This window comes from Nonomuraea fastidiosa (assembly GCF_042751225.1).
GTDB classification, from domain to species: Bacteria; Actinomycetota; Actinomycetes; order Streptosporangiales; family Streptosporangiaceae; genus Nonomuraea; species Nonomuraea fastidiosa.
The window spans coordinates 4,305,453-4,320,252 of record NZ_CP170570.1; the positions used below are offsets into that span (position 1 = coordinate 4,305,453).

18 protein-coding genes and 1 pseudogene are annotated in these 14,800 nt (G+C 71.7%); 8 read left to right on the forward strand and 11 right to left on the reverse strand.

Annotated features, from left to right (window positions below; translation table 11 throughout):
* Nucleotides 1-6: 6 nt before the first annotated feature.
* Nucleotides 7-888 carry a LysR family transcriptional regulator gene (locus ACFMQL_RS19835; protein WP_364060410.1) on the reverse strand — a complete coding sequence of 294 codons (882 nt, stop codon included), beginning with the start codon at nucleotides 886-888 and terminating at the stop codon, nucleotides 7-9.
* Between the two features lie 109 nt (nucleotides 889-997).
* On the opposite strand from ACFMQL_RS19835, the gene ACFMQL_RS19840 reads away from it, so the two are divergent.
* Entirely contained in the window at nucleotides 998-1,525 is a 528-nt protein-coding gene (locus ACFMQL_RS19840; RefSeq protein ID WP_378786414.1) for a cysteine dioxygenase, read from the forward strand.
* 3 nt (nucleotides 1,526-1,528) lie between these two features.
* On the opposite strand, the gene ACFMQL_RS19845 is transcribed toward ACFMQL_RS19840, so the two are convergent.
* Nucleotides 1,529-2,884, reverse strand: a complete 1,356-nt coding sequence (locus ACFMQL_RS19845; RefSeq protein WP_378786416.1) for a dipeptidase — start codon at nucleotides 2,882-2,884, stop codon at nucleotides 1,529-1,531.
* Between the two features lie 274 nt (nucleotides 2,885-3,158).
* Between ACFMQL_RS19845 and ACFMQL_RS19850 the strand changes: the two genes are divergently transcribed.
* Nucleotides 3,159-4,541: an aspartate aminotransferase family protein gene (locus ACFMQL_RS19850; protein ID WP_378786417.1), complete on the forward strand. Its 1,383-nt coding sequence runs from the start codon at nucleotides 3,159-3,161 to the stop codon at nucleotides 4,539-4,541.
* 52 nt (nucleotides 4,542-4,593) lie between these two features.
* Nucleotides 4,594-5,703 carry an alanine dehydrogenase gene (gene ald, locus ACFMQL_RS19855; RefSeq protein ID WP_364060422.1) on the forward strand — a complete coding sequence of 370 codons (1,110 nt, stop codon included), beginning with the start codon at nucleotides 4,594-4,596 and terminating at the stop codon, nucleotides 5,701-5,703.
* Between the two features lie 4 nt (nucleotides 5,704-5,707).
* On the opposite strand, the gene ACFMQL_RS19860 is transcribed toward ald, so the two are convergent.
* The 4 genes from ACFMQL_RS19860 to ACFMQL_RS19875 form a co-directional block, all read right to left on the reverse strand.
* Nucleotides 5,708-7,060 (reverse strand): tetratricopeptide repeat protein, encoded by a 1,353-nt coding sequence (locus tag ACFMQL_RS19860; RefSeq protein ID WP_364060425.1) that lies wholly within the window; start codon nucleotides 7,058-7,060, stop codon nucleotides 5,708-5,710.
* Nucleotides 7,061-7,137: 77 nt separating this feature from the next.
* Nucleotides 7,138-8,148, reverse strand: a complete 1,011-nt coding sequence (locus tag ACFMQL_RS19865; RefSeq protein WP_364061367.1) for a sulfite exporter TauE/SafE family protein — start codon at nucleotides 8,146-8,148, stop codon at nucleotides 7,138-7,140.
* Nucleotides 8,145-8,345: a hypothetical protein gene (locus ACFMQL_RS19870; RefSeq protein WP_364060428.1), complete on the reverse strand. Its 201-nt coding sequence runs from the start codon at nucleotides 8,343-8,345 to the stop codon at nucleotides 8,145-8,147. Before ACFMQL_RS19870 ends, ACFMQL_RS19865 begins: the two co-directional genes overlap by 4 nt.
* A 90-nt stretch (nucleotides 8,346-8,435) precedes the next feature.
* A complete protein-coding gene (locus ACFMQL_RS19875) occupies nucleotides 8,436-8,726 on the reverse strand; it encodes an SHOCT domain-containing protein (RefSeq protein WP_364060431.1) in 291 nt (96 codons plus the stop codon).
* Between the two features lie 182 nt (nucleotides 8,727-8,908).
* On the opposite strand from ACFMQL_RS19875, the gene ACFMQL_RS19880 reads away from it, so the two are divergent.
* Together ACFMQL_RS19880 and ACFMQL_RS19885 are read left to right on the forward strand one after the other, a co-directional pair.
* Entirely contained in the window at nucleotides 8,909-9,259 is a 351-nt protein-coding gene (locus ACFMQL_RS19880) for an FAD-dependent monooxygenase (RefSeq protein WP_364060434.1), read from the forward strand.
* Nucleotides 9,247-9,357 (forward strand): hypothetical protein, encoded by a 111-nt coding sequence (locus ACFMQL_RS19885; RefSeq protein ID WP_364060437.1) that lies wholly within the window; start codon nucleotides 9,247-9,249, stop codon nucleotides 9,355-9,357. Before ACFMQL_RS19880 ends, ACFMQL_RS19885 begins: the two co-directional genes overlap by 13 nt.
* A gap of 18 nt (nucleotides 9,358-9,375) precedes the next feature.
* Here ACFMQL_RS19885 and ACFMQL_RS19890 read toward each other — a convergent pair whose 3' ends face one another.
* Genes ACFMQL_RS19890 through ACFMQL_RS19900 form a run of 3 tightly spaced genes read right to left on the reverse strand, consistent with a single transcriptional unit; the run spans nucleotide 9,376 to nucleotide 11,125 of the window.
* On the reverse strand, nucleotides 9,376-10,023 hold the full coding sequence (locus ACFMQL_RS19890) for a response regulator transcription factor (RefSeq protein WP_364060440.1): 648 nt from the start codon (nucleotides 10,021-10,023) through the stop codon (nucleotides 9,376-9,378).
* A complete protein-coding gene (locus ACFMQL_RS19895) occupies nucleotides 10,020-10,976 on the reverse strand; it encodes a sensor histidine kinase (RefSeq protein WP_378790184.1) in 957 nt (318 codons plus the stop codon). Before ACFMQL_RS19895 ends, ACFMQL_RS19890 begins: the two co-directional genes overlap by 4 nt.
* Nucleotides 10,976-11,125 carry a hypothetical protein gene (locus ACFMQL_RS19900; protein ID WP_378786421.1) on the reverse strand — a complete coding sequence of 50 codons (150 nt, stop codon included), beginning with the start codon at nucleotides 11,123-11,125 and terminating at the stop codon, nucleotides 10,976-10,978. The genes ACFMQL_RS19895 and ACFMQL_RS19900 overlap by 1 nt, the downstream gene beginning before the upstream one ends.
* Before the next feature lie 94 nt (nucleotides 11,126-11,219).
* On the opposite strand from ACFMQL_RS19900, the gene ggt reads away from it, so the two are divergent.
* Together ggt and ACFMQL_RS19910 are read left to right on the forward strand one after the other, a co-directional pair.
* Nucleotides 11,220-12,992, forward strand: a complete 1,773-nt coding sequence (gene ggt / locus ACFMQL_RS19905; RefSeq protein ID WP_378786422.1) for a gamma-glutamyltransferase — start codon at nucleotides 11,220-11,222, stop codon at nucleotides 12,990-12,992.
* 219 nt (nucleotides 12,993-13,211) lie between these two features.
* Nucleotides 13,212-13,466 (forward strand): hypothetical protein, encoded by a 255-nt coding sequence (locus tag ACFMQL_RS19910; RefSeq protein WP_378790282.1) that lies wholly within the window; start codon nucleotides 13,212-13,214, stop codon nucleotides 13,464-13,466.
* On the opposite strand, the pseudogene ACFMQL_RS19915 reads toward ACFMQL_RS19910, so the two are convergent.
* Nucleotides 13,445-13,642: pseudogene (locus ACFMQL_RS19915) on the reverse strand (NAD(P)-binding protein); the annotation flags it as partial. The gene ACFMQL_RS19910 and the pseudogene ACFMQL_RS19915 overlap by 22 nt on opposite strands.
* A gap of 92 nt (nucleotides 13,643-13,734) precedes the next feature.
* Nucleotides 13,735-13,908, reverse strand: coding sequence for a hypothetical protein (locus tag ACFMQL_RS19920; protein WP_364060449.1), 174 nt, complete (start codon nucleotides 13,906-13,908; stop codon nucleotides 13,735-13,737).
* Between the two features lie 105 nt (nucleotides 13,909-14,013).
* Here ACFMQL_RS19920 and ACFMQL_RS19925 point away from each other — a divergent pair, with 105 nt between their 5' ends.
* Nucleotides 14,014-14,799, forward strand: a complete 786-nt coding sequence (locus ACFMQL_RS19925) for an SURF1 family protein (protein WP_364060451.1) — start codon at nucleotides 14,014-14,016, stop codon at nucleotides 14,797-14,799.
* The last annotated feature ends 1 nt before the right edge of the window (nucleotide 14,800 follow it).

The following is a 14,800-nucleotide window of genomic DNA, read 5'->3' on the forward strand; positions in this document are numbered from 1 at the left end:
ACGGCGTCAAAGACTTTTCCGCCGCCGCCCGACCACGTCCCCGATCGCCTTCAGCAGGGCCTCCGTGGCGGGTGGGTGGGGCGGCTCGCCGTACACGGCGGCGTACACGTGCCGGAAAGACCCCGGCACCTCCCGCACCCGCACGCCGGGGTGGCGGTGGGCGGAGAGCGCGAGGCCCGGCAGCAGCGTCACCCCGAGCCCGGCCGCGACGAGCGCCTGCACGGCCACGATGTCGTCGCTGGTGAACCCGACGCGCGGCTCGAACCCGGCCTTCGCGCACACGTCGAGCAGATGGCTGCGGCACCGGTCGCAGCCGCCGATCCACGGCGAGTCGGCGTGGTCGGCGACCTCGCCAGGCTCGTCGGGGGCCAGTAGGTAGCTGGGGTCGTCGAGGAGGTGGATGAGCTGGAGCCCGGTGTCCTCGGGGGCGGTGTCGTCGTAGCGGAAGATGACCGCGACGTCGGCGCGCCCGGCGCGCAGCAGTCGCAGCGCCTCCGGCGGCTCGACCTCGGTGAGCTGGAGCCGCAGCCCGGGATGCGCGTCGGCGAGCAGCGTGGCGGCCTCGGGAATGAACGTGCCGAGCGCCGAGGGGAAGGCCGCCAGCCGCACCCGCCCGGAGCGCAGCCCCACGTGGGCGGCCAGCTCCTCGGCGGTGGCGTCGAGGCGTTCGATGATCTCGGCGGCGCGTTCGGCGAGCAGCCGGCCCGCCTCGGTGAGCCGGATGCCGCGCCCGGCCCGCTGGATGAGCTTGGCGCCGGTCTCGGCCTCCAGCCTGGCCAGGTGGTGGCTGACCGACGGCTGGGAGTAGTGCAGCTCCTTGGCGGCCTCGGTCAGCGACCCCTTGCGGGCGACCGCGAGGAGGACGCGCAGGCGGGCCACATCCAGCATTCATCAAGCATATCTATCGATCAGCCACAAGACATCTGTTGGACCTATCAGTCGTGGTGAGGGACCGTGGAGATGAAGGCAGCCGACGGACCTCGGCAGGGAGTTCACCATGAACACGGCCACCACCGTTGCAAGGCCAGGGCTCGACGTCCTCGTGGCGGGCGTGTCGCGCATCGTGGCCCGCGGGCTCGGCGCCCGGCGTACCGCGTTCGCCGTCGCCGACCTGCTGCGCGACCATCTGCCCGGCATCGACGTGCTCACGCCGCGCGAGCGCGAGGGCTCGCCCGACGGGTACGTCTCCCACATCCTGCACGCCGAGGACGCCTTCTCGATCTGCGGCGTCGTCTGGCGTCCCGGCCAGGAGACCGCGGTGCACGATCACGTGTCGTGGTGCACGTTCGGCATCATCAGCGGCATCGAGTACGAGATCCTCTACCGCGACATGGGCGACCACCTGGTGGAGATCGGGCGGGCCGCCAACCATCCGGGCGAGGTCAGCGGGTTCGCCCCGCCCGGGGACATCCACCGGGTGCGCAACACCAGCTCGGAGCTGGGGGTGTCGCTGCACGTGTACGGGGCGGACGTGGCCAGGCTCGGCGGCAGCGTCCGCCGCGTCTACGACCTCCCCGTACGCTGACCGCTAGACGCCGTGCGCGGAGGGCCCGCTCAGCTCGTGCAGGAAGAGCGCCTCGGTCGTGGCGATGCGGCGCAGCTCCTCCAGGTCCACCCGCTCGTTGGGCGCGTGGATGGACGCCTCCTCGTCCTCCGCGCCGAACAGCAGGATCTCGGCCGCGGGGAACTGCTTGAGCAGGGCGCTGACCAGCGGGATCGAGCCGCCGGCGCCGACGTCCCTGGGCGGGCGGCCGAACGCGCGCTCCATGGCGCGGTTGAGCGCGGCGCGGGCCGTGCCGCCGGAGTCGGCCTGGAAGCCGGCGCCGATCGTGAAGTCGCCGAACGACACCTGCACACCCCACGGCGCCACCTGGCGCAGGAAGTCGGCCACGGCGTCGACCGTGGTCTTCGGGTCGCCCGCCGGAGGCACGCGGACCGTCACCCTGGCGCGCGCCACGGGCTGGACGGCGTTGATGGCGCCGGAGACGCTGGGCACGTCGAGGCCGGTGACGGTGATCGCGTACGACGCCCAGAGCCGGTCGGCCAGCGAGCCGGAGCCGACGAGCGAGACGCCGTCGAGCACCCCCGCGGTCTTCCTGAACTCCTCCTCCGACGGCCCCTGGCCGAGGAACGTCCCGCGGGGCAGGCCGGGCACGCGGATGTCGCCGTTCTCGTCGTGCAGCGCGGTCAGCATGCGCATGAGCGCGGCCAGCGCGTCGGGGGCCGCGCCGCCGAAGGAGCCGCTGTGCACGGGCTCGCGCAGCGTGCGCACCTCGATGGTGAAGGCGGCCATGCCGCGCAGCGACGTGGTGACGGAGGGGTCGCCGACGCGCGGGTTTCCGGTGTCGGCCACCACGATGGCGTCGGCGCGCAGCAGGTCGGGGTTGCGCTCGACGAACGCCTCCAGACGGTCGCCCGCGTACTCCTCCTGGCCCTCGATGATGACCTTGATGCCGACGGGGAAGTTCCCCTGGAACGCCCGCAGAGCCGTCACGTGGGAGATGACGCCCGACTTGTCGTCGGCGCAGCCGCGCCCGTAGAGGCGGCCGTCGATCAGCGTCGGCTCGAACGGCGGGGTGCGCCAGGCGGCCGGGTCGCCGGCGGGCTGCACGTCGTAGTGGGCGTACAGCAGCACGGTCGGCATGCCGGGCGGCGCGGGGGCCTCACCGAAGACGGCCGGGAAGCTGCCCTCGACGGGCACCTGCTGCACGCGCGGCAGGCCGGTGGAGCGCAGCAGCTCCTCCACCATCCCGGCGGCGGCGAACACGGGCTCTTCCGGGTGCCCGGGGAAGGCCACGGAGGGGATGGCGGCCAGTCTCTTGAGCTCCTCGATGGCCTGCGGCATCGCGGCGGAGACAGCGTTCTCGATCTGTTCAGGAGTCACGGGACGGTCCCCCGGGGTCGTTCTCGTCAGTCGCGCCCGTCTACGGGCGCTCACGGCAGTTCGGGTCTCATTGGACCACAACCGCTCCTGTGCTGCGGAAACGGCACGGGCGCGGCTGCGGGCCCGCGGGCTAATGTACCTGCGGATTTCGTCGCCGTTACATATGGGTTCTGCGGATCCCGATTTTCTTGCATATTGCTGCGACCGATTCGCTTGGCAACTCCGCAGGTGAACGTGCAGACTGTGGGGAGTTGAGACACGAGGGACGATAACCATGACGCAGCCGGAACTCGACGTCCTGAAAGCCGCTCAGGACCACCTGTGGTTGCACTTCACCCGACACAGCGCCTACGAGCAGTCCGAGATCCCGACCATCGTGCGTGGCGAGGGGTCCTACGTCTACGACATCCACGGCAAGCGTTACCTCGACGGCCTGGCGGGGCTGTTCGTGGTCCAGGTGGGTCACGGCCGGCAGGAGCTGGCCGAGGCCGCCGCCAAGCAGGCTCAGGAGCTCGCGTTCTTCCCGCTGTGGTCCTACGCGCACCCCAAGGCCGCCGAGCTGGCCCAGCGCCTGGCCGCCCTCACCCCCGGCGAGCTGAACCGGGTCTTCTTCACCACCGGCGGCGGCGAGGCGGTCGAGACCGCCTGGAAGCTCGCCAAACAGTACTTCAAACTCATCGGCAAGCCGCTCAAGCACAAAGTCATCAGCCGGCAGATCGCCTACCACGGCACCCCGCAGGGCGCGCTGTCCATCACCGGCATCCCGGCGTTCAAGCAGATGTTCGAGCCGCTGGTGCCGGGCTCGATCCGGGTGCCCAACACCAACCACTACCGCGCCGACGAGATCACCGGCGTCCCCGGCATGACCCCCGAACAGTACGGACAGTGGGCCGCCGACCGGGTGGCCCGCGCCATCGAGATGGAGGGCCCCGACACGGTGGCCGCCGTCTTCGCCGAGCCCGTGCAGAACGCCGGCGGCTGCTTCCCGCCCCCGCCCGGCTACTTCCAGCGGCTGCGCGAGATCTGCGACGAGTACGACGTGCTGCTCGTCTCCGACGAGGTCATCTGCGCCTTCGGCCGGCTCGGGACCATGTTCGGCGGCCAGAAGTTCGACTACGTGCCCGACATCATCACCTGCGCCAAGGGCTTGACCAGCGGCTACTCCCCGATCGGGGCCATGATCGCGCACGAGCGGCTGTTCGAGCCGTTCAAGAACGGCGACACCATGTTCCCCCACGGCTACACCTTCGGCGGGCACCCCGTCTCCGCCGCCGTCGCGCTGGCCAACCTCGACATCTTCGAACGCGAAGACCTGCTCGGCCACGTCAGCGCCAACGAGCCGCTCTTCCGCCAGACCCTCGACGACCTGCGCGACCTGCCGATCGTCGGAGACGTGCGCGGCTCCGGCTACTTCTGGGGCATCGAGCTGGTCAAGGACAAGGCCACGAAGCAGACGTTCGACGCCGCCGAATCCGAGCGGCTGCTGCGCGGCTTTCTGTCCAAGGCGTTGTTCGACGCCGGCCTTTACTGCCGGGCCGACGACCGCGGCGACCCCGTCATCCAGCTCGCGCCGCCCCTGATCGCCGGGCCGAAGGAGTTCGCCGAGATCGGCGAGATCCTGCGCGGCGTGCTCACCGAGGCGTGGGCACGGCTTTGACACCCTCCAACCCGGCACGACGGCGTGCCGGTTCCCGAAAGGACCCACCGCAATGAAGATCGGCGTCCCAGCCGAGGTCAAAAACCACGAATACCGTGTCGCCGCCACCCCGTCAGGCGTACACGAGCTGGTGCGCAACGGGCACGACGTCACCGTACAGCGAGGCGCCGGCCTGGGCTCGCAGATCACCGACGAGGAGTACCTGGCCGCGGGCGCCAAGATCGTCGACTCCGCGGACGCCGTGTGGGCCGAGGCGGACATGGTGCTCAAGGTGAAGGAGCCCATCGAGGAGGAGTACCACCGGCTGCGCGAGGGCCTGGTCCTGTTCACCTACCTGCACCTGGCCGCCTCCAAGCCGTGCACCGACGCGCTGCTCGCCGCGCGCACGACCGGCATCGCGTACGAGACCGTGCAGGTGGGCAACTCGCTGCCGCTGCTCGCGCCCATGTCCGAGGTCGCCGGGCGGCTCGCGCCGCAGGTGGGCGCGTACAACCTGATGCGCTTCAACGGCGGCAGGGGCATCCTGCCCGGCGGCGTGCCCGGCGTGGCCCCCGCGAAGGTCGTCATCATCGGCGGCGGTGTCTCCGGCCTGAACGCCGCGCAGGTCGCCGTCGGCATGGGCGCCGACGTCACCGTGCTCGACACCAACATCGACCGGCTGCGCCAGATCGACGCGATCTACCAGGGCAGGCTCAAGACGCTGGTGTCCACCTCGTACGCGATCGAGCAGGAGGTCCTGCAGGCCGACCTCGTCATCGGGGCGGTGCTCATCCCCGGCGCCAAGGCCCCGACGCTGGTCTCCAACGACCTGGTCTCCCGCATGAAGCCCGGCTCCGTGCTGGTGGACATCGCCATCGACCAGGGCGGCTGCTTCGAGGACTCCCGGCCCACCACGCACGCCGACCCGACGTACAAGGTGCACGAGTCGATCTTCTACTGCGTGGCCAACATGCCCGGTTCCGTGGCCAACACCTCGACGTACGCGCTGACCAACGCGACGCTGCCGTACGCGGTCAAGCTGGCCAACCTGGGCTGGCGCGACGCGCTCAAGAGCGACCCCGCGCTGGCCGGCGGCCTCAACACCTACGGCGGGCTGCTCACGAACGAGCCCGTGGCGCAGGCGCTCGGCCTGCCGTACACGCCGGTCTCCGAAGTCCTCTAGAGCGTCACCGGACGCCGAGGCGGCGGCGCAGGTCGCGGGCCGTGGTCAGGACGTGCTGCAGCTCGCCCTGACCCGGCCACGGCGCGCTGCCCGGACGCAGCAGCGTGCCGCGCACCGACGCCAGGTGCTCGACCGCGCTGAGATGCACGCCGCTGCGCGCCACCAGCCAGGCCACCACGTCGGAGTGGTCGTGCAGCGGCCGGGTGACGACGTCCCACGTGCTCAGCACCTCGACCATGTCGGCCACCGACGGCGGCACACCGCCCCCGCGCGCGATCGCCGCGGCGGCCAGCTCCGCCCTGGCCGTCAGCTCCGGCTCGGCCGGGCGCGCCCACGCGGGCGGCGGCGGGTCGGACAGCCAGATCTGCGCCTCGCCGTGCTCGCCCGCCGCCGACAGCAGGCCGCCCAGCTCGACGGCGGCCTCGTGATGTCCCGCCTGCGCGGCCTGGCGGAAGAAGTGGCGGCCGCCCGCGAAGTCGCCGAACTCGGCGATCAGCAGCAGCCCGTAGTTGTAGGCGGCCTCCGGGTCGCCGCTCGCCGCCGCCCGGCCGAACCAGTGGCTGGCCGCCGCCGTGTCGCCGAGCTCCACGCAGACGAACCCGGCCATCCGCTGGTCGCAGGCCCGCCCGGCGGCCGCCGCCTGCTCGAACCAGCCACGCGCCGTACGCAGGTCGCCCCGCGACAGCGCCACCCCGCCCAGCCGCGACGCCGCGCCCGGATGCTCGCTCTTGGCGGCCAGCCGGTAGTACGCCTCGGCGCCCTCGGGGTCGCGGGTCGCGTCGAGGAAGAGGCCCAGGCAGTACGCCGACTCGGCGTGGCCGCCCCTGGCCGCGCACTCCCACCAGTGCAGGGTCTCGGCGTCGTCGCCCGCGCAGTAGGCCAGGAACCCCAGGTCATGGGCCGAGGCCACGTCGCCGTCCGCCGCCGCCCTGCGATGCCACTCGCGGGCCGTGCCCAGCTCGCCCGACTCCTCGCACATCAGCGCCAGCCGCCTGGCCGCCGCCCGCGACCCGGCCGCCGCCGCGATCTCGAACCACTTCCTGGCCGCCTCGGGGTCGCCCCGCTGCTCCAGCAGCAGCGTCGCCAGGTTGGTCGCCGCCTCGGCGTCGCCGGTGCTCGCCGCCGCCTCGTACCAGGTGACGGCCTCCTCCAGGCTGCCGTGCTTCTCGTGCCAGATACCCAGGTTGTACGCGCTGTCGACGTTGCCGCCCGCGGCGGCGCGCTCCCACCAGTGCTTGGCCGCCGCCCGCTCGCCGTGCTGGGCGTAGAGCTTGCCCAGCCGGTGCGCGGCGCGCGCGTCACCCGCCTGCGCGGCGGCCAGCAGCTCGGGTTCGTCTCCTGCACGCGGCGCCGGCACCGCAACCTCTCCTCGCCAGGCCATGGCGACAGAGTGGCACGTGATCACCCGATCGCGAACCGTAATCGCCACATGCTTCACGAGAAGTTGATGAAGCCCGCGTACATGCCCATCCCGCAGACGTAGCGCAGCGTGCCGGCAGGGCGGGGCGGCAGGCGTACGGTGGCGGGCAGCGCCACGTCACGCCCGTCGATCACGACCGTGTCCGTGCAGCCGCGATCCAGCACCTCGAAGACCACCTCGACCTCGGTGTTCGCACGGAGGTCGACCATGGCGGGCCGGTAACCGTCGCGGGTGGCCCACACGGTCACCGACGTCGGCGCGGGGCCGTGCGGCCTGGCCTCGGCGGGCGCCGGGGCGGCCAGCCAGCCGCCGAGGCTGATGCCCGACCCGGCCGTCCACAGCCCGGCGGCGAGCGCCACCACCCCGGCCGCCCTCGCCAGGCGGGTCCTGGAGATGCGCCGCAGCACGTACCCGAGCAGCGCGAACGCCGGCGCGGTGCCCGCCACGAACCCCGCCATCACCGCGGCCCCCGCCAGCGGCGAGCCGCTGGAGATCGCGACCATCTCCATGCCGAGCGTGACCCCGCAGGGCACGAGAATGGTGGCCGCGCCCAGCAACGGGGCTCGCCACCGGGAGATGGCCTGCCTTTGACCTTCGCCGGGCTGCCGGCTCTCGGCGTGGGCCGCGCATGCCGCCGGATCCGCGCAGGCCGTGTGCTCCGCCCTCGCCTCGGAGCGGCCCGCGGAATCCGTTCCCGCCGCGTGGTCCTCACAGGTCGCGCGCCCCCGCCTGATCAGCCGTACGGCGAAGACCACGACGGTGACGCCCGCCGCGACGAGCAGCACCGCTCTCGCCTGAGGCGGCAGGCTGACGGCCGAACCGAGCAGCCCGAGCAGTGCCCCCGCCGCGGTGTGTGAGGCCAGCCGTCCGGCGAGGAACCAGCCCACCAGCGCGGGATCACGCCCGCGGCGGCCGTCGGCGAGCCCGATGAGCAGCCCGCCCTGCGCCGCCGTACAGGTGGCGGTACCCGCGAGCAGACCGGCGGCGGCCCCGCCGGCCAGCAGGGTGAGGGCCTGCGCGCTCAGGGTACGAGCGCCAGGCTGTCCAGAGACCCGCTCTTGGCGGCCTCGACGATCGAACTGAACTGGTCGAGGCTCATCTCCACGCGCTGCCCGAAGTCGTCGACGATGATCACCTGGCGTTCCTCGGGCGCCGTGTGATCGACGAACAGCTCGGGGCAACCGCAGCTGCACTGGCCGCAGAACTTGGCGATGGACTGCATTCTTGTCCCCACTTTCGATGTAGCCGTATACGAAACGTAACGCGACTCCATGAATGCGGCCAGTGACAGTTGTTGCACCCAAAGTGATGTTTATGAGGCGCCGCCGCGGAGAACGGACATCTTTTCGAAGTACTCGTCGTCCGTCATCTCACCGCGAGCGTACCTCTCGGCGAGGATCCGCTCCGCGGCCGCCGTCGGCGGCTCGGCCGGCGCGAACGGTGGCCTGCCTCCCGCGCGTCGCGGCCCCCACCAGCCCTTGCGGAACCCGACGACGGCCAGCGCGATGAGCGCCACCCAGAGCAGGCCCCAGGCGATGGGGAAGATCGGCCAGAAACCCGCGGCGGGGCCCCAGTGCGGTGCCCACATGGCGATGGTGTGCATGTTCTCCTCCTTCGAACGTCGTGACTCAAGCGTCCTGCGAAGGAGGCTCCGGCGAATCGGACGCCGGGCTCTGTCCGGGCTGCGCCCGGGGGAGTGCGCGGGCGCGGCCCGCGTACGACGAGAGGGGTAGGCCGCGGGCCGATATCGGCTATTCGGCCGGCGAGATGGGCTTGCGAGCCTCGATGAGGAACCGCGTCGAATGCGCCACGAACGGCGCCGAGCGGCACCGCAGCGGCCGGGTGTTCCTGGCGGGCGACGCGGCTCACCTGTTCCCTGCCGGCGGGTCGGCGCTCAACGTCGGCATGACCGACGCCGCCAACCTCGCCTGGAAGCTCGCGGGCAGGCTGCGCGGGCGGGTGAGCGAGGAGGTGCTGGACACCTACGAGAGCGAGCGGCAGCACGCCACCTGGCCGCCCTGCTGCACGACGCGGGCGTCCGCTATCCGGCCGTCCCAGGCGCGGACGCGCATCCGCTGGCGGGGCGGTTCGTGCCCGACCTGGCGCTGCACGGCGGGCGGCGGGTGGCCGAGCTGATGCACGAGGCCCGGCCCGTGCTGCTCGACCTGGGCGGCGGCGGAGCACTGGTTCGGCCGCACCTCCGCTGTCCAGCCCGCCTGAATCGTCACGCCTGAATCGTCACGCCTGAATCGTCACAGCCAGCCCGGCTTGACCAGGCCCGACTCGTATGCGATCACCACGAGCTGGGCCCTGTCGCGGGCGTGCAGCTTCATCATGGCCCGGCTCACGTGGGTCTTGGCCGTCGCGGGCGACATGAACAGCTTGGCCGCGATCTCGTCGTTCGTCATCCCGGTGCCGACGAGGGCGAGCACCTCGCGTTCGCGCTCGGTGAGCTGGTCGAGACCGGCGGCGGCGACGGGTTCCTTGGCGCGCGATGCGTACTCGGCGATGAGCCTGCGCGTCACGCTCGGCGACAGCAGCGCGTCTCCGGCCGCCACCACCCTGACGGCCTGGATCAGCTCGGCGGGCTCGGTGTCCTTGACCAGGAAGCCGCTGGCGCCGCCGCGCAGCGCCTCGAAGACGTACTCGTCCAGCTCGAACGTGGTGAGGATGATGATGCGCGGGCCCTCGGGCATCTGCCGGGTGGCGGTGAGCCCGTCCATGCCGGGCATGCGGATGTCCATGAGCACGACGTCCGGCCGGTGCTGTGCCGCCAGCCGGACGGCCTCCGCGCCGTCGGACGCCTCGGCCACCACGGTCATGTCCGGCTGCGCGTCGAGCAGCGCCTTGAAACCCGCGCGGACCAGTGCCTGGTCGTCCGCGAGCAGCACCTTGATCATGAACTCTCCTTGGGTAGGGGCAGCCTGGCCTCGACCTGGAATCCGTCGCCGTGCGGGCCTGCGACGAGGGTGCCGCCGAGCGCGGAGGCGCGTTCGCGCATGCCGGGGATGCCGTTGCCGCTGCCCTCGTCGGCCAGCGGGGCGGGCCCGGTCGCGCCGGTGTCGGTGACCCGGATGAGCAGTTCGTCCTCGCCGAAGTCGAGGAGGACGCGCACGTCGCCGCCGGGCGCATATCTGCCGGCGTTGGTGAGCGACTCCTGCACGATCCGGTACGCCGCCCGCTCCACCTGCGGCGGCAGCGGCCGGGAGCCGTTGCGTTCGAGCGTCACCCGCTGCCCGGAGCGCTCGATCAGCTCGTCCAGCCGGTCGAGGTGGGCGGTGGGGGAGCGGGGCGCGCCTTCGCGCAGCACGTTCAGCACCGAGCGCATCTCGCCCAGCACCTCCTTGGAGGCGGTCTTGATGGTGGCGAGCGCGGTGCGGGCCTGCTCGGGGTTGTCGTCGATGAGGTGGAGCGCGGTGCTGGCCTGGACGTGGATGAGCGAGATGTTGTGCGCGAGCACGTCGTGCAGCTCCTGCGCCATCGTCAGGCGTTCCTCGCTGGCCTGCCGCCTGGCCTCCTCCTCGGCGGTGCGCTCGCGTTCGCGCCGGCGCTCGCTTGCGATCCTGACCAGCTCGGCCACGACCATCAGCAGCGTGTTCGAGGTGAGCACCCACACGCTGTGGAAGAAGTCGACGTTGCCGATCGACCAGGCGTAGCCGAGGTACGACAGCACCGCCACCCCGGCCATCGCCCAGCCGAGCGCCCGCCGCCCCCGTACGACCAGGAGGAACAGCAGCACGGCCGGGCTGATGAAGGCGGGCCCGTAGGCGTAGCCGAAGTGGAGGAACAGGTTGCTCGCGGCCAGCGCGCCGACGGTGGTGAGCAGCGGGAAGCGGCGGTGCAGCAGCACCATCACCGGCCCGACCGCGAGTAGCGCGAAGGCGCGGACGTCGAGCGGCTCCCGCCAGCCGGCCTGCCCCAGGAGGCGCCCCGGGCGATCACCGTCTGGGCCACGGCCACGATCAGCGCGAGATAGGGGTCGAAGCCGGACTTGCTACGCACGGAACCACGCTAAGTCAAGCTTCTGACCAGCGCATCACCCTGATGTGTGACCGGCCTCTACCACAACGGGCGTAGCTGGGTCATCGTGGGAAACATGCGCCGTGCGATCATTTCCGCAGCAGCAGTCCTCGTGTCGCTCGCGTCCGCGCCCGCGGCGGCGGCACAATCCACCCCCCAAGAACCCCGGCCACAGGCCGCCCAGCAGCGGCACGACCAGCGCAAGATGCCCGTGGCCGAGGGATACGGCGGCGCCGTGGCGACCGTCGACCACGACGCCACCAAGGCCGCGATCTCCGTGCTCAAAAAGGGCGGCAACGCGATGGACGCGGCCGTGGTGGCGGGCGCCGTGCTGGGCGTCACCGAGCCGTACTCGGCCGGCCTGGCCGGCGGCGGCTTCATGGTCTACTACGACGCCAGGAAGCGTAAGGTCTTCACCATCGATGGCCGGGAGACCGCGCCGCGCAAGATGACCAGCACGTCGCTGGAGGGCATCCCGTTCGACGAGGCCGTCACCAGCGGCCTGTCGGCGGGCGTGCCGGGCACGGTGGCGAACTGGGATCTGGCGCTGCGCAAGTTCGGCACGCTCTCGCTCAAGCAGGCGCTCCAGCCGGCCATCGAGGTGGCCACCAAGGGCTTCGTGGTCGATCAGACCTTCCACGACCAGACGGCGGCCAACGCCGACCGCTTCAAGGACTTCACCTCCACCGCCCGCCTCTACCTGCCGAACGGCGCCCCGCCGCCGGTCGGCTCGGTGTTCAGAAACCCCGAGCTGGCCAACACCTACCGGGAGCTGGGCAAGCGCGGCCCCGGCTGGCTCTACGGCGGCGGACTCGGCAAGGAGATCGTGGCCACGGTCAAGCGGCCCCCGGTCACGCCGGGCAGCACGCGCAACGTCAGGCCGGGCCTGATGGAGCTGTCCGACCTGCGCGCCTACCGCGCCCTGCTGCGCGAGCCGACCAAGGTCTCGTACAAGGGCCTGGAGGTGTACGGCATGGCGCCGCCGTCGTCGGGCGGCTCCACGGTCGGCGAGGCGCTCAACATCCTGGAGGCGCTGCCGCAGGTCGGCCTGCACGAATACCTGGAGGCGTCCCGGCTGGCCTTCGCCGACCGCGGCGCGTACGTCGGCGACATCCCGCGCGTCCCGCTCAAGGAGCTGCTGTCGGACGGCTTCGCCAAGGAGCGCGCCTGCCTGATCGGGCAGACCGCGATGCCGCACCCGGCCGCGCCCGGCGACCCCGACGGCCGCTACGGCGGCTGCGACCGGCCGACCGGCACCGCGACCCCGGTCGCCAAGGAGGGCCCGGAGACGACCCACCTGGTGGTGGCCGACCGCTGGGGCAACGTGGTCGCCTACAACCTGACCATCGAGTCCACCGGCGGCAACGGCATCGTGGTGCCCGGCCGCGGCGTGCTGCTCAACAACGAGCTGACCGACTTCACCTTCGGCCCCGCGCCGGGTGATCCGAACCTGCCGGGCCCCGGCAAGCGGCCGCGCTCGTCGATGGCGCCGACGCTGGTGTTCGACGACGGCAGGCCGGTGCTCGCGGTCGGCTCGCCGGGCGGCTCCACGATCATCACGACCGTGCTGCAGATCCTGCTCAACCGCTACGACTGGGGCATGACGCTGCCCGAGGCGCTGGCCGCGCCGCGCGCCACGCAGCGCAACACCGAGAAGACCCAGGCGGAGCCCGCGTTCCTGGCCGAACATCAGGCCGAGCTGGAGTCGATGGGGCACGCGTTCGAGCCGAACCCGGAGATCGGGGCCGCCACGGCGCTGGAGTTCCTGGGGCGGGACCGCATCCAGGCGGTGGCCGAGCCGGCCAGGCGCGGCGGCGGCAGCGCGATGGTGGTCTCCGCGCGCCGCTGACTCAGCGGATGAGCTGGAAGGCGCCGGGTTTCACCCTCCTCGTACGCGCCCAGTACGCGAAGGTGAAGCCCGGCCAGATCGTCCGGTTCACGCCGTGAAGGCGACCGAGTCGTGCCCGAGCCCGGTGTTGAGGCCGAGCAGGAAGAACAGGTTGGGGAACCCGGCGGTGACGATGCCGAGGTAGGTCTGCACGCCGTCCTTCCACGCCTCCTGGCGCGGGTGGCGCAGCGCCGGCTCCTGTGCGCCTTCATCAGGCGCGGATGCACGGCGAAGCCGGGCGCCCTGGCCGGCAGGCGCAGGAGGCGGCGTACGGCGGGCGGGAACGCGACCGGGGTGACGCCGTTCTTCGCGGCGCATTCGCGCAGATGGCGGTGGATCTCCTCCTGCGGCGAGAACAACCGCGTCCAGGAGGGGTTGAGCGCGAACGAGTACGAGTACACGTGCGACGGCACGCCGCACGCGCGGCCGGGGTAGGTGTTGTCCCGCCAGGTGCCGCCCAGCTCGCCGGCCTTCTCCAGGATGACGACGTCGTGGTAGCCGGCTTGCTTGAGCTTGATGGCCATGCAGATCCCGGCGAAGCCGGATCCGGCGATGACGATGCCCGGTCCGCTCACTGGCCCTTCTCGGAGGTCCGTTATTGGACTGCGCATCCAACATAGGTCCGGATGCCCTCGGCGGGTCCAGCGTACGGGAACGACGAATCCCCGCCACGGCCTCCGCGGCGGGTGATGCAGTCGGCTGCCTACTGCAGCAGCAGGAACGCGACGACGCCGATGACGACGATGGCGGCGACGACTGCGATGATGGGGACGAGCGGCGACTTCTTCGGCTCGGCGGCGGCCTCCTGCTCGCGCGCGTTCGCGAACGCGCGGAAGGCCTGGGTGTTGCCCGCAGGATCGATGTGCTGGTCAGACATGGGCAGCAGCCTAGCGTGATCCCCTGCGTCGTTTGCGGCTTTTGGTGGGATCGATTGGGCCATCCTGATTACGAGACCTCCCTGCCCGGCAGATAGCTTGGAAGCATGCTGCGGACCCTGCTGTCGCCCCGTCTCCTGGGGCTGCACCTGCTCACCATCGGGGTCCTCGTCGCGTTCATCCTGCTCGGGCGCTGGCAGCTCGGCGTGTTCCAGGACTCCGGCAAGCCGCGCGCCACCGCCGACCCCGCGGCCGTGCCGGTCGCCACGCTCGCCCAGGTGGGCGGGCAGATGAACGGCGAGTACGTCGGCCGCAGGGTCACCGCGGAAGGCGTCTACGAGGCGGCCAGACAGCTCCTGGTCGCCGACCGGCGGGCCGACGTCGACGCGCCCGGCGGCAACGTCTCGCGCGACCACGGCTACTGGGTGCTCACGCCGCTCAGGCTCGACGACGGCACGCTGATGCCCGTCGTACGCGGCTGGACGGCCAAGGCCGACGACCCGGCGATCAAGTCCGTACCCGAGGGCAAGGTCACGGTGACGGGGCGGCTGCGTCCCCAGCAGGGCACCGACAGCGTGCAGCGGCGCGCCGAAGGGCTGCCGCCCGGTCAGGTGCAGACCGTCTCCACCGGAGAGCTGATCAACCTGTGGCAGGGGCAGAAGATCCGCACCGGCTTCGTCGTCGCGCAGCCGCCTTCGGGCTCGCTCACCCAGGTCAAGGTGAGTCCGCCCGTGGTCGGAGGAGAGCTGACCTGGCGTAACCTGGCGTATGCCGCCAACTGGTGGATCTTCGCGGTATTCGCCGTCTTCATGTGGTTCCACTTCGTCCGCGACGCGGTGCGAAGCGATCGGGACCGCCGCACGTCGTCCCCTGAAATGGTTCTGGAAGGTTAAC